Below are 12447 nucleotides of genomic sequence, written 5' to 3'. Positions count from 1 at the left end.
GACAGGAGGACCAGGGATGGATCGATCGGGCCATCCCGCTGCAATTCCTACACCGCCCGATCAAATCAACGATGAATCAATTTCGGGGACGAACGAAAATGACGGATATCATTTCCAGTGCCGGCGATTCCGCAGTCGATATCTGGTACACCCGCTGCGGAGCGGCGACGGCCTCGGCCCTCGCCATCCGCCAGCAATGGCTCCAGGCCGAATTCGCCCAGGGCGGCACCGTGCTGCATTCGCTCAAGGATTCGGACAACATCGACATCCGCAATGCGCACTACAACCACAAGCTGACCGGCCTGTTCCGCGAAGGCGGCAACATCCCGCCGATCTGGGCCCGCTCGCACGGCGCCGACACCGCGGTGATCGGCATCACCTGGCTGGACGAATACCAGGGCATCCTGACGCGGGCCGACGGCGGCATCCGCGAGATCGCCGACCTGCGCGGCAAGCGCCTGGCCCTGCCGGTGCACGACAACCTGATCGACTTCCAGCGCGGCGCGGCGCTGCACGGCTTCGTCACCGCCTTCGGCCTCGCCCGGCTGGACCCCGCCGAAGCGGTCTTCGTCGACGTGTCGGCCGGTGCCGCCGGCGGCCTGCGCACGCCGGGCGGCCTCGGCGCCGAAGCCGAAGCGCTGCTCGAAGGCAAGGTCGACGCGATCTTCCTGCGCTTCGCCCGCGGGCTGCGGATCGCGCGCGATCCGCGCTTCCATGAAGTGATCAACATCAACCGCCACAGCGACCCGCTGGTGCGGGTGAACAACGGCACGCCGCGCCCGGTGACGGTGGACCGCCCCTTCCTCGAACGCCATCCCGACCTCGTCGCGCGCTACCTCGCAGTGCTGATCCGCACCGCCAACTGGGCGGCCGAGCACCACCGGGAAGTCGTCGACCTGCTGGCGGCCGACAGCGCCGGCGCGACCGCCGCCGACGTGGTGGCCTCGCACGGCGCCAACGTGCATCGCACCTTCACGCCCAGCCTGAGCGCCGACTACGTCAAGGGCCTCGAAGTGCAGAAGAACTTCCTGCGCGACTGGAACTTCCTGAAGTCGGATTTCGACATCGGCGACTGGATCGTCCCCGGCCCGCTGGCCGAGGCGCAGGCCCTCGTCGACCGCGAACCCGGACTGCCGCACGCGGCCACGGCGCTTGCCGCCTGAGCGGTCCGCACCACACACCCTTTTCATCGAGAGGAAACCCAGATGTCCACGACCCCTTCCGCCAACGAGATCGCCCTCTACATCGACCAGGCCAGATCCGACGCCATCCACGCCTACAACTTCCTCAAGGAAACCGGCACGCTGTCGGCGAGCTGGACCTTCAACATCTCCCACCGCGTCCCCGACACCGACGTGCTGCTGTCGGTGCGCTTTCCGCAGCCCTGGGAGCGCGACCGCACGCCGACCATCAGCCTGGCGAGCTATTCGGAGCGCAAGGAACTGGTGCTGCACGAGCCGCGCCTGGAAGCTGACACCTACGTCCACATCCACACCCCCTACCTGGCGGCCTGGTCGCTGGCGCACCAGGACTTCCCGATCCGCTACGTCGCCGCGCAGCGCCACCTGCTGAGCCGCGTCATCCCCAACCACCTGGATCGCACCCGCAGCGTCATCGACGTCATCCGCGAGCGCCTCGACCGCCATCCGGAATGGGCGCCGCCGACCGGCATCCTGGAATCCAACGGCGGCGCCAACATCTGGGGCAAGGGCATCATCAAGACCGCCCAGCTCATCCTGTTCATCGAGGAAGCCGCCCGCTTCCAGTCGCTGGCCGAGCAGGTCGGCGGCGCCAAGGACTACCGGCCCGGCACGCTGGACCAGCAATGGAAGCGCACCGGCCTCCTGGAGAAGGCCAAAGCCTTCGTCGCCTGAACACGGAATCGGGCGGGCCCACCGGGTGGGTCCGCCCAGGAGAACGACATGAGTCAGAAACCGCGCCAACTGGTGCTCAACGCCTTCTTCCAGCGCTTCGGCCACCACGTCGCCGCGTGGCGCCACCCGAGTTCCACCGACAACGGCCGTCCCAGCCTGGACTGGTACGTCAACGCGATCAAGCTCGCCGAGGCGGCCAAGTTCGACGGCTTCTTCCTGGCCGACTTCATCGGCCGCTCCGGCGCCGTGACGCCCGACACCGGACGCAACGCGCTCAACTACCAGTTCGAGCCGCTCACGCTGCTGTCGGCGCTGGCCACCGCCACCCGGCACATCGGCCTGGTGGCGACCATCAATACCAACTTCGACACGCCCTACCAGGTCGCCCGCAAGCTGACCTCGCTGGATCACATCAGCGGCGGCCGCGCCGCGTGGAACGTGGTGTCGTCCTTCGGCGAGCACACCGCCGCCAACTTCGGCATCAAGGAGCCGCGCGAACATGCCGAGCGCTATGCGCGCGCGACCGAGTTCGTCGAACTGGCCAAGCGGCTGTGGGATTCCTACGACGACGACACCTTCGACAACCCGAACCGCCGGACCGGCCAGTTCTACGAGCCGAAGTCCGCCCATCCGCTCCGCGTCGAGGGCAAGTACTTCAGCTCGGAAGGTCTGCTCGACTTCCCGCGCCCGATCCAGGGCCACCCGGTGATCGTCACCGCCGGCAACTCCGACACCGGCCGCGACTTCGCCGCGCGCTTCGGCGAAGTGACCTATGCCTCGGCCACCTCGCTCGACGTCGCCAAGGCGTACTACGCCGACGTGAAGAGCCGCCTGGCGAAGTTCGGCCGCGCGGAAGACCAGCTCAAGATCACCCCGGGCCTGTCGGTGGTGGTGGCCGAATCCGACCAGGAAGCCCAGGACCTCTTCGGCGAGGTGCAGGCGCTGGTGGATTTCAACAACCTCAGCTTCGGCGGCTTCGACCTGTCCGGCTATCCGCTCGACGGCCCGCTGCCCGACCTGCCCTACCAGGAAGGCGAGAACGGCAGGGGCCGCTTCCGCCAGCAACTGGAACTCGCCCGGCGCGAGAACCTCACCATCCGCGAACTGGTACTGCGCTTCCGCGTCGCCCGCGGCCACGTCCAGGCCATCGGCTCGGTGAAGACGGTGGCGGACCTGATCGAGCAATGGTTCGTGGAACGCGGCGCCGACGGCTTCAACGTGGTCCCGCCCTACCTGCCCCGCGGCTTCGAGGACTTCACCCGGCTGGTGGTGCCCGAACTGCAGCGGCGCGGCATCTTCCGCAAGGAATACGAGGGCAGGACCTATCGCGAGAACCTCGGCCTGGACCGCCCGGCCGATCTCGCGCACCGCGCCGCCAACGAGCCCTTCCCGCAGGCCGCGCAGGGCAAGCCGCTGGCGGAGGACCTGCAACTGGCAAGCAGTTGAATGCAAAGGCTTTGCCTGCCGGCCGCTCCGGAATCGAATCCGCCTGTTCCGGGCAGCCGGAATTCCGGGCTGCGAATTAGCTTTCCGCAATTCCGCATAAGCAGGAAATCCTGAGCAGGGAATCTCGAATCGATATCTCGAATTCGTTTTTCCCTGCCCTGGACGGAGAAACTAACATGCAATTCGCGGCTATCCCGGCGAACGGTCCGATTCGATTCGCCGACCGGTCGCCAGGATGGAATCCGAATTGGCCCCGATTGCATTCGATTCCGGAAACGCCGGCACCACGAGAGATGGGATCTTCATCGGCCCGATCATCCAGCAAGACAGGTAAATAATGAGTTACGCCCTCCAGCAGCGCGATCCGCGCCGGCACCTGCCCGGTATCGCCTTCGTCGTCCTGTTCCACGTCCTGCTCGCCTACGCGCTCGCCAACGGCCTGGCCCGCGAGGTGGTCAAGGTCTTCAAGGAGCCGCTGGACGTGCGCCTGATCGAGGAGGTCAAGCCGGTCCCTCCGCCGCCGCCTCCACCGCCCGAGCCGGTGAAGAAGATCGTCGCCCGGCCGCGGCCGGCGCCGCCCCCGCCGGCCTACGTGCCGCCGCCCGAGGTGAAGGTCCAGGCCCCGGCCGAACCCGCCCCCACCATCTCCGTCGTCCAGGCCGAACCGCCCCCGCCCGCGCCGCCGGCTCCCCCGCCCGAACCGGCGGCACCGCCCGAACCGGTCGCCGCCCCCATCGGCGTCACCTGCCCCAACCACGTCAGCATCCGCAGCTCGGTGCCCTATCCGCCCCAGGCCCTGCGCCTGGGCAAGGACGGCCAGGTGGTGGTCGAGTTCGTCGTCGGCGCCGAAGGCGGCATCGGCAGCGTGCGGATCGTGAAATCCACCGACGCCGTCTTCAACAAGGTCGCCACCGACGCCGTCGCCCGCCTGAAGTGCGTGGGCCAGGGACGTCCGGTGCGCGTCACCGTCCCCTTCCAGTTCGCGCTGGACAACTGAACCCTTCCTCCGGAGAGCACATCATGAACATCACCATCCCGTCGCGGCTGCGCCGCCTCGCCCTCGCCGCGCTGGCGGCCCTGGCCGCGCTACCGTCCGCCTTCGCCCAGGCCAGTTCCCAGGCCGACGGCGAAACCGTCACCAACCCCTACGGCCTCGACGCCCTGTGGGCGCAGGGCGACTTCGTCGCCAAGGGCACCCTGGTCATCCTCGTCATCATGTCCGCCGCCAGTTGGTACGTCATCGTCACCAAGCTCTACGAGCAGCACAAGCTGCGCCGCCACGCCACGGAAGCCAAGCAGAACTTCTGGACCGCCGGCGGCGTGCAGCAGGCCACCGACACCCTGAACCCGCGCGGCGCCTTCCACTTCATCGCCCAGTCCGGCCTGGAGGCCAGGGAGCACCACACCGGCCTGCTCGAACACATCGACCTCAACACCTGGGTCGGCCAGTCCATCCAGCGCGCCATCGAGAACGTGCAGACCCGCCTGCAGGACGGGCTGGCGCTGCTGGCCACGGTCGGCTCCACCGCCCCCTTCATCGGCCTCTTCGGCACCGTGTGGGGCATCTACCATGCCCTCACCGCCATCGGCATCGCCGGCCAGGCTTCCATCGACAAGGTCGCCGGCCCGGTGGGCGAGGCGCTCATCATGACCGCCATCGGCCTGGCCGTCGCCGTCCCCGCGGTGCTCGGCTACAACTGGCTGGTCCGCCGCAACAAGGCCGCGCTCGACGAAGTGCGCGCCTTCGGCGTCGATCTGCACGCGGTGCTGCTCGGCGGCGGCAACGCCCGCACCGCTGCGGCCAAGCTCGTTTCCGTGGCGCGGAGCTGATCCATGGGCATCAACGTCGGACAGGCCGAGGAGGACGAAGGCGTCATCTCGGCCATCAACACCACGCCGCTGGTCGATGTGATGCTGGTGCTGCTCATCATCTTCCTCATCACCATCCCCGTGGCCACCCACACGGTGCCGGTGGCCCTGCCCAAGGAGATCAACCAGCCGCGCCAGACCAAGCCGGAGAACATCAACCTCGCCGTCACCCGCGACGGCAAGGTGTTCTGGAACCAGGAGGCCCTCGCGCAGGACGCGCTGGTCGAGCGCCTGAAGACCGTCGCCGTCGCCCAGCCCCAGCCCGAGGTGCAGATCCGCGGCGACGGCGGCGCGCCCTACGAGCATGTCGGCCGCGTGGTGCTCGCCTGCCAGCGCGCCGGCATCCAGAAGATCGGCTTCATCACCGAACCGCCGCCGCGCGGCTGAACCCAGGAGAGCCCCATGGCCATGAACGTCGGCAGCCCGTCCGCCTCGGGCGATCCCGAGGTGATGATCGACATCAACACCACCCCGCTCATCGACGTGATGCTGGTGCTGCTCATCATGCTCATCGTCACCATCCCCATCCAGTTGCACTCGGTCGAACTCAACCTGCCGCAGGGCAATCCCCCGCCGCCGCTGGTCGAACCCGAGGTGGTCCGCATCCACATCGAGGCCGACGGCACCATCCTGTGGAACGGCGAGACCGTCGCCGGCCTCGCCGCGCTCGAACCGCGCCTGGCCGCGGCCGCCGCGCAGGCCGTGCAGCCCGAGTTGCACGTGCGGCCCGACCGCGCCGTGCAGTACGACACCGTCGCCGCCGTCATGGCCGCGATACAGCGCAACCAGCTCACCAAGATCGGACTCGTCGGCGCCGAACAGTTCCTGTAGCCGGAAGGGAAAACGCCCGGACTCCGTCTTCCGCAAGAAGGCGGAGTCCGTCGGCGGGCGCGGCATCGGCGGAAACCGCCCGGGCCTGCGCCGGCGCGGCAACGTGTCCGCCCGCAGGACGCGACGGCGCGCGCCCCGCGAGAAAGACTTCCTCCGCCCACGACGTGCATCCAGCCCCGGACGGTCGGCTCCCCTCTCCATCCCGCGAAGCCGCGCGGAAGCATGCGCTTCCCGCCGGCCTGCTAGGATGCGGAAAAACACTCGATGTCCCTCAGAGACGAACGAGACCGAGGAGGAGATTCCGATGCACAAGCCCACCTGCGCGCAGGCCCGCCGCCGCGCGCCCGTCCTGCGCCCCGTCGCGCATGCGATGCTCGCCGCCACCGCCGTGCTTTCCAGCCCGCCCGCCGCCGCCCAGGCCGGCCGGGACGCGGCCGCTGCGGCGCCGCCGGTTTCGCAGGTGATGTCGCCGGTGGTGATCACCGGCAGCCGGGTCGAGGCATCGGCCTTCGACGTGCCGTATTCGGTCGAAGGCGTGGACGTGGGCAGCGCGAGCAGCGGGAACCTGCGGGTGAATGCCTCCGAGGTGCTGTCCGGCGTTCCGGGCGTGGTCGTGCAGAACCGCCAGAACTACGCGCAGGATCTGCAGATCTCGGTGCGCGGCTTCGGCTCCCGGGCCGCCTTCGGCGTGCGCGGCGTCAAGCTCATCGCCGACGGCATCCCGGCCACCAACCCCGACGGCCAGGGCCAGGCCGCCACCTTCAACCTCGACACCGCCGAGCGCATCGAAGTGCTGCGCGGCCCGTTCGCGACCATCTACGGCAACCATGCCGGCGGCGTCATCCAGCTCTTCTCGCGCGACGGCAAGGGCGAGCCGCGCCTGCGCGCCGGCCTGCTCGGCGGCCGCCACGGCACGCTGAAGGCCGACGTCGGCGCCGAGGGCGAGGCCGGCGGCATCGGCTACGTGCTCGACGCCTCGCACTTCGAGACCGACGGCGAGCGCGACTACAGCGCCGCCAGGCGCGACCAGGCTTTCGCCAAGATCACGCTGGCGCCGGATGCCGACAGCAAGCTCACGCTGCTGGCGAGCGGCCTGCGCCAGCCCTTCACCGACGATCCGCTGGGCATCGGCTGGCAGACCTACCGGCGCGACGCCACGGCGGTCGATCCGGTAGCGCTGCAGTTTCGCACGCGCAAGCGCATCGACCACCTGCAGGGCGGCGCCACCTACGAACGCCGCTTCGGCGGCGACCGGCTGCAACTGACCGCCTATGCCGGGCAGCGCAGCGTCACCCAGTACCAGTCGATCGCGCGGAACGCCCAGTCGTCGCCGAACCATCCCGGCGGCGTGGTGGATTTCGACCGCGACTTCTACGGCCTGGGCACACGCTGGATCGCCGAACGCGACTTCGGCAGCGGCCACCTGACGGTGACCGCCGGCCTGGACTACGACCGCTCGGAGGACGACCGCCAGGGCTACGAGAACTTCGTCGGCAGCCGGCTGGGCGTGAAGGGCGCGCTGCGGCGGAACGAGACCGACACCGTGACCAGCACCGACCCCTACGTGCAGGCCGTCTGGCGCCAGGGCGACTGGGACTGGACCGCCGGCGTGCGCCGCAGCGAGGTGAAGTTCGAGGTGGACGACCGCTACGTCGCCGGCAGCAACGGCGACGACAGCGGCGCGGTCACCTTCCGCAAGACCACGCCGGCGGTGGGCGTGCTGTGGCGCGCGACGCCGCTGCTGAACCTGTATGCGAGCTTCGGCACCGGCTTCGAGACGCCGACGCTCAACGAACTGTCGTACCCGGCGAACCGCGGCGGCTTCAACTTCGGCCTCAGGCCCTCGCAGAGCCGGCAGGCGGAGATCGGCGTGAAAGCCTACGTCGGCGAGGCGACGCGGGTGAACGCGGCGCTGTTCCAGATCCGCACCGACGACGAGATCGTCGTCGCGGGCAGCGAAGGCGGACGCACCTACTACGCCAACGCCGGCAAGACCCTGCGCCAGGGACTGGAGATCGCGGCCGAGAGCGATCTCACCCGCACGCTGACGGCCCGCGGCGCGGTGACGGCGATGCGCGCGGTCTATGACGAAGCCTTCGCGACGAACCCGGGCACCGGGGCGGTCGCCATCCCCAGGGGGCGCCGCATCCCGGGGGTGCCGGCCATCACCGCCTACGCAGAACTCGGTTGGAAGCCGGTCGACGGCATCGACGCCGCGGTCGAGGGCATCCACCGCGGCCGCGCGTTCGTGAACGACCTCAACGACGAACACGCCGCCCCGTCCTACACGCTGATCAACCTGCGGCTCGGCGCGGAACAGCGCTCCGGCCCGTGGACCGTCACCGAACTGCTGCGCCTGGACAACGTCTTCGACCGCAAGCACATCGGCTCGGTGATCGTCGGCGACCGCAACGGCCGCTTCTACGAACCCGGCCCCGGCCGCAACCTGTTCGGCGGCGTGCGCGTCACCTATCGCTATTGAGGCAGACGCCCCGCCCGGGCGCGGGCGGGTTGCGGCGGCTCAACCCTCGGAGGGTTGCGGCTTCTTGCGGCGCAGCACGAGCGGCGAACCGTCGTGCGCGCGCTTCACCATCCAGGTCGCCAGCGCCGAATCCAGGTAGTCGGCGTGGCCGGGGAACCAGTCCATCAGCGCATGGGCCAGGTCGCGGGCGACCTCGAAGTTGCCCGCGGCCACCAGTTCCCTCACCTCGAGACAGGACGCCATCACCTTGTCGTGCTCTTCGACGTGGCAGTCGCGCGCGGGGAATCCGTCGGCGCTCATCCATTCCTTTTCCTGGTCGAAGTGGCGCGTGGCGTGATCGATGAAAGCGTCCAGCGCCGCAAGCATCTCCGCGTCGCTCGCGGTCAGCAGGGCATCGACGCAGTCGACGAACTCCTTGTGCGTGTCGTCCATGGCCGCATAGCCGAGCAGGTAGCGGTCGTCCCATTCGAATTCGGGCGTCTGAGTCATGGCTTCGTCCTTTCGTTTCAAGCCCCCGGCGCGACACCCGGGGAGGCGGCGGGCACACACCGCACCCGCCGCAGGCCAGGATTGTGCCGCAGGACGGGACCACGACGCAGCGAAATCTCGAAAAAAGCCGCCTCTGTCGATGGCCCGCGTGCCGCGTGCCGGGGCGCTCCGGCACCGGGGCCTCGTGACGCCGCCGGCGCGGGGCAAGCATGCTTTCCCCGCGCTCAGCCCGCGACGTGGTTTCCGAGCGCGTGATGGGCGGCGAGGCGCACGACGTAGCCGAGCTTGAACACGCCCGCCGCCACCGGCAGGAGCAGGTGCGCGGCCACCTGGGCGGGCAGGCTGAAGTGCGGCGCATAGGGGTAGGCGACCAGCACCGTGGCGAGCATGCCGAGGGCGGCGGCGGCCATCATGCCGCATCCCAGGCGGAGCGTCCGGCGCGGCGTGCGGCTTTCCGCGCCGGGCCGGGCGGCGGCGTCGGGACCGGCGCGGGGGGCGGGGATGGGGTCGGGGGTGGGGTCGGGGGTGGGGTCGGGGGTGGGGTCGGGATGCATTTCACGGCTCCTCTCTGTCCGTTGCCAAGGTCGGGGTGGTCCGTTCGCCTGGCCGGGCTGCGCCGTCCGGCGGGCGGGTGTCGAGCCAGCCGCGCTTTCCGTCCGCCTGCGCCCATGCGTCGGCGTCCGGCAGCGGCGCATGGCTTTCGACGATGCGCGGCCACGCCTTCGCAAGTTCGGCATTGAGGTCCAGGTATTCGCGCTGGGCTTCGGTCAGGTCGTCTTCATGGACGATCGCATCCACCGGGCACTCCGGCACGCACAGGGTGCAGTCGATGCATTCCTCCGGGTCGATGACCAGGAAGTTCCTGCCCTCGCGGAAGGCATCGACCGGGCAGGCGTCCACGCAGTCGGTGAATTTGCAGCGTATGCACGCTTCGGTGACGACGTGGGTCATGGCGCGGCCTCGAGCAGGGTTTCGACGACGGGGAACAGTTCGCTCTCCTCGAACCGCACATGGTCGATCAGCGCCCGCCCCGCTTCACCCTCCCGGTCGCCCCGCATGGCCGCCGCGAACAGCGCGTCCAGCGCGGCGTGCTCCGCGCGCAGGCGCGCGGCCAGCGCATCGCGGCCGTGGGCGTGGAGCAAGGGCAGGAAGCGGCGCTCTTCCTCCGCGAAGTGGTCCGCGAGCGCACCCGCCTGATCGCGCAACGCAGCGCCCGCGCCGCCGGCCATCAGCCTGCGCCCCAGGCTCAGGGCGGTGTGATGTTCCTTCGAGAGGGCTACGAGGCGGTGGTCGCGTTTCATGGCAGGCATCCTGGTCGGGTCCACAAGATTCATATTAAGTGAATCTTTAAAAGAGTCAACTCGAATGCATCTTTATTGCTACCATGGGCCGGACCGCCCCTCCTCCCGAGGACCGACGATGAACATCACCCAGCACACGGACTACGCCCTGCGCCTGCTCATGTACCTGGGCGCCTGCCCGGAGCGGCGCGTCACCATCAAGGAAGTGGCCGAACGCTTCGGCATCTCCCGCAGCCACCTGATGAAGATCGTCACCCAGCTCGTGACCGACGGCTTCGTGGACGGTGCGCGCGGCAAGGGCGGCGGGCTGCGGCTCGCCCGCCCCGCGGAACGGATCGTGCTCGGCGACGTCGTGCGCCGGATGGAGCCGGGCTTCGAGCTGGTGGAATGCTTCGGCGCCCACTCCCGCTGCATCCTGAACAGCGGCTGCCGCCTGAAGAGCGCCCTGCAGGACGCCCTGCAAGCCTTCCTCGCCTCGCTCGATACCGTCACGCTCGCCGATCTGAGTACGCCCCACCCCCAGTTGCGCAGGACGCTGGGGCTCGTCGAGCTGGTCCCGTCGCACTGAACGCGCCGGCCGGGGCCGGTTCCGGAAGGAGCCGCCATCCGGCCGTCCCGCAGGCGGCGGACCGGCCGGCTTGAACCCGCGGGGGCCTTGACTTAGAATTCCCGCCAGCCCGGCCATCCGCCGGACCACCATCTGCTGGTTGGAGGGGACGCCATGTCATCAGACGCCCTGTTCCAATTGGGGATCGTCTCAGTTCGTCTGAACACCTCCCTAACGGAAAAACGATCGGGACAGCGATTGGAACTGCTGTCGGAACATCGATCGCGCCGCGCGCGAATCGCTTGCACTCGCGCACCGTTTGACTCCAGGCCGCACCGCAGGCCATGCCCTGCATCGCATCACGGCCGGAAACACTCCCTGAACCGGGCCTGCTGACAGGCCGGCATCCCTGCTGACGCGCCCGCTGCGTGGACTTCCCCGCGGCGGCCCGATCCTTTTTGCACCCGCTGCCGGGCATCGGCCATTTCGACATCGTGATCCAGACACCCTACTACCTCATCGACAAGTCCCGCCTGCAGGAAAACCTGCGGCGCATCGACCTCGTCCGGCGGCAGTCCGGAGCCAGGATCCTGCTGGCCCTCAAGTGCTTCGCGACATGGTCGGTATTCGACCTGATGCGCGAATACATGGACGGCACCACGTCCTCGTCGCTGTACGAGGTCCGCCTGGGGTGCGAGAAATTCGGCGGCGAGACTCATGCCTACAGCGTGGCCTATGCCGACCACGAGATCGACGAGGTGGTCTCCCACGCGGACAAGATCATCTTCAACAGCCTCGGCCAGTTCGAGCGCCACGCCGGCCGCGCGGCGGGCAAGCCCGTGGGACTGCGCCTGAATCCGGGCGTCAGCAGTTCGAACTACGACCTGGCCGATCCCGCCCGCCCCTTCAGCCGCCTGGGCGAGGCCGACCCCGCGCGCGTGGCGCCGATCATCGGGCGCCTGAACGGCTTCATGATCCACAACAACTGCGAGAACCGCGATTTCGCCCGTTTCGACGCCATGCTCGGCGAAATCGAAGCGCGCTTCGGCCCGCTGCTCTCCCGGGTCGAATGGGTCAGCCTGGGCGGCGGCATCCACTTCACCGCCGACGACTATCCGCTGGACGCGTTCTGCGCGCGCCTGCGCGACTTCGCCGCGCGCCACGGCCTGCAGGTCTACCTGGAACCGGGCGAGGCCGCCGTCACCGACTGCGCGAGCCTGGAAGTCACCGTCCTGGACACCCCGTTCAACGGCAAGCGCCTGGCCGTGGTGGACGCCTCGATCGAGGCGCACATGCTGGACCTCCTGATCTACCGGCTGCACGCGCGCGTCGAGCCCGGCTCCGGCCCGCACCGCTACCTGGTCTGCGGCAAGTCCTGCCTGGCCGGCGACGTCTTCGGCGAATTCGATTTCCCGCAGGCGCTGGAGGTGGGGCAGAGGCTGTCGATCCGCGACGCCGCCGGCTACACCATGGTCAAGAAGAACTGGTTCAACGGCCTGAACATGCCCGCCATCGTCGTGCGCGAGCACGACGGCGAGGAACGCGTGGTACGCCGGTTCGGCTACCGCGACTACGTAGACAGTCTGTCCTGAGCGCAAGCCGGGCATT

Annotated in this window: 14 protein-coding genes; 10 read left to right on the top strand and 4 right to left on the bottom strand. The window is 69.0% G+C overall.

Annotated elements, in window-relative coordinates; translation table 11 throughout:
- The first annotated feature begins 98 nt into the window (after window positions 1-98).
- From CCZ27_RS03575 to CCZ27_RS03540, 8 genes are all read left to right on the top strand, one after another.
- On the top strand, window positions 99-1163 hold the full coding sequence (locus tag CCZ27_RS03575; protein ID WP_096445578.1) for an ABC transporter substrate-binding protein: 1065 nt from the start codon (window positions 99-101) through the stop codon (window positions 1161-1163).
- A 42-nt stretch (window positions 1164-1205) separates the two neighbouring features.
- Window positions 1206-1874 carry a class II aldolase/adducin family protein gene (locus tag CCZ27_RS03570; RefSeq protein WP_096445576.1) on the top strand — a complete coding sequence of 223 codons (669 nt, stop codon included), beginning with the start codon at window positions 1206-1208 and terminating at the stop codon, window positions 1872-1874.
- A gap of 48 nt (window positions 1875-1922) precedes the next feature.
- Entirely contained in the window at window positions 1923-3320 is a 1398-nt protein-coding gene (locus tag CCZ27_RS03565) for an LLM class flavin-dependent oxidoreductase (RefSeq protein WP_096445574.1), read from the top strand.
- Between the two features lie 337 nt (window positions 3321-3657).
- The gene (locus tag CCZ27_RS03560) at window positions 3658-4317 is read left to right on the top strand and encodes an energy transducer TonB (protein WP_096445571.1); all 660 of its coding nucleotides are present in this window, start codon (window positions 3658-3660) and stop codon (window positions 4315-4317) included.
- 23 nt (window positions 4318-4340) lie between these two features.
- Window positions 4341-5150 carry a MotA/TolQ/ExbB proton channel family protein gene (locus CCZ27_RS03555; RefSeq protein ID WP_096445569.1) on the top strand — a complete coding sequence of 270 codons (810 nt, stop codon included), beginning with the start codon at window positions 4341-4343 and terminating at the stop codon, window positions 5148-5150.
- 3 nt (window positions 5151-5153) lie between these two features.
- Window positions 5154-5576 carry an ExbD/TolR family protein gene (locus CCZ27_RS03550; protein WP_096445567.1) on the top strand — a complete coding sequence of 141 codons (423 nt, stop codon included), beginning with the start codon at window positions 5154-5156 and terminating at the stop codon, window positions 5574-5576.
- Window positions 5577-5591: 15 nt separating this feature from the next.
- Window positions 5592-6020 (top strand): ExbD/TolR family protein, encoded by a 429-nt coding sequence (locus tag CCZ27_RS03545; RefSeq protein WP_096445564.1) that lies wholly within the window; start codon window positions 5592-5594, stop codon window positions 6018-6020.
- 304 nt (window positions 6021-6324) lie between these two features.
- Window positions 6325-8502: a TonB-dependent receptor family protein gene (locus CCZ27_RS03540; RefSeq protein WP_232516552.1), complete on the top strand. Its 2178-nt coding sequence runs from the start codon at window positions 6325-6327 to the stop codon at window positions 8500-8502.
- Between the two features lie 39 nt (window positions 8503-8541).
- Here CCZ27_RS03540 and CCZ27_RS03535 read toward each other — a convergent pair whose 3' ends face one another.
- The 4 genes from CCZ27_RS03535 to CCZ27_RS03520 form a co-directional block, all read right to left on the bottom strand.
- A complete protein-coding gene (locus CCZ27_RS03535) occupies window positions 8542-8991 on the bottom strand; it encodes a hemerythrin domain-containing protein (protein WP_096445561.1) in 450 nt (149 codons plus the stop codon).
- Window positions 8992-9215: 224 nt separating this feature from the next.
- Window positions 9216-9545 (bottom strand): hypothetical protein, encoded by a 330-nt coding sequence (locus CCZ27_RS24175; protein ID WP_232516551.1) that lies wholly within the window; start codon window positions 9543-9545, stop codon window positions 9216-9218.
- Window position 9546: 1 nt separating this feature from the next.
- Window positions 9547-9942, bottom strand: a complete 396-nt coding sequence (gene fdxA / locus CCZ27_RS03525; RefSeq protein ID WP_096445556.1) for a ferredoxin FdxA — start codon at window positions 9940-9942, stop codon at window positions 9547-9549.
- Window positions 9939-10292 carry a hemerythrin domain-containing protein gene (locus tag CCZ27_RS03520; RefSeq protein WP_096445553.1) on the bottom strand — a complete coding sequence of 118 codons (354 nt, stop codon included), beginning with the start codon at window positions 10290-10292 and terminating at the stop codon, window positions 9939-9941. Before CCZ27_RS03520 ends, fdxA begins: the two co-directional genes overlap by 4 nt.
- Before the next feature lie 118 nt (window positions 10293-10410).
- Between CCZ27_RS03520 and CCZ27_RS03515 the strand changes: the two genes are divergently transcribed.
- On the top strand, window positions 10411-10860 hold the full coding sequence (locus CCZ27_RS03515) for an Rrf2 family transcriptional regulator (protein WP_096445551.1): 450 nt from the start codon (window positions 10411-10413) through the stop codon (window positions 10858-10860).
- Window positions 10861-11297: 437 nt separating this feature from the next.
- Window positions 11298-12431, top strand: a complete 1134-nt coding sequence (locus CCZ27_RS03510; protein WP_232516550.1) for a carboxynorspermidine decarboxylase — start codon at window positions 11298-11300, stop codon at window positions 12429-12431.
- The last annotated feature ends 16 nt before the right edge of the window (window positions 12432-12447 follow it).

It is taken from the genome of Thauera sp. K11 (assembly GCF_002354895.1).
GTDB lineage: Bacteria > Pseudomonadota > Gammaproteobacteria > Burkholderiales > Rhodocyclaceae > Thauera > Thauera sinica.
The sequence above is the reverse complement of the archived record's forward strand: the minus strand, read 5'-3'. Positions and strand labels throughout refer to the sequence as shown.

Bases quoted from the DNA above. Each gene is read 5' to 3' on its own strand.
- CCZ27_RS03515 (WP_096445551.1), top strand. From the start codon at position 10,411: ATGAACATCACCCAGCACACGGACTACGCCCTGCGCCTGCTCATGTAC.
- CCZ27_RS24175 (WP_232516551.1), bottom strand. From the start codon at position 9,545: ATGCATCCCGACCCCACCCCCGACCCCACCCCCGACCCCACCCCCGAC.
- CCZ27_RS03540 (WP_232516552.1), top strand. From the start codon at position 6,325: ATGCACAAGCCCACCTGCGCGCAGGCCCGCCGCCGCGCGCCCGTCCTG.
- fdxA (WP_096445556.1), bottom strand. From the start codon at position 9,942: ATGACCCACGTCGTCACCGAAGCGTGCATACGCTGCAAATTCACCGAC.
- CCZ27_RS03565 (WP_096445574.1), top strand. From the start codon at position 1,923: ATGAGTCAGAAACCGCGCCAACTGGTGCTCAACGCCTTCTTCCAGCGC.
- CCZ27_RS03575 (WP_096445578.1), top strand. From the start codon at position 99: ATGACGGATATCATTTCCAGTGCCGGCGATTCCGCAGTCGATATCTGG.
- CCZ27_RS03570 (WP_096445576.1), top strand. From the start codon at position 1,206: ATGTCCACGACCCCTTCCGCCAACGAGATCGCCCTCTACATCGACCAG.
- CCZ27_RS03535 (WP_096445561.1), bottom strand. From the start codon at position 8,991: ATGACTCAGACGCCCGAATTCGAATGGGACGACCGCTACCTGCTCGGC.
- CCZ27_RS03560 (WP_096445571.1), top strand. From the start codon at position 3,658: ATGAGTTACGCCCTCCAGCAGCGCGATCCGCGCCGGCACCTGCCCGGT.
- CCZ27_RS03555 (WP_096445569.1), top strand. From the start codon at position 4,341: ATGAACATCACCATCCCGTCGCGGCTGCGCCGCCTCGCCCTCGCCGCG.
- CCZ27_RS03550 (WP_096445567.1), top strand. From the start codon at position 5,154: ATGGGCATCAACGTCGGACAGGCCGAGGAGGACGAAGGCGTCATCTCG.
- CCZ27_RS03520 (WP_096445553.1), bottom strand. From the start codon at position 10,292: ATGAAACGCGACCACCGCCTCGTAGCCCTCTCGAAGGAACATCACACC.
- CCZ27_RS03545 (WP_096445564.1), top strand. From the start codon at position 5,592: ATGGCCATGAACGTCGGCAGCCCGTCCGCCTCGGGCGATCCCGAGGTG.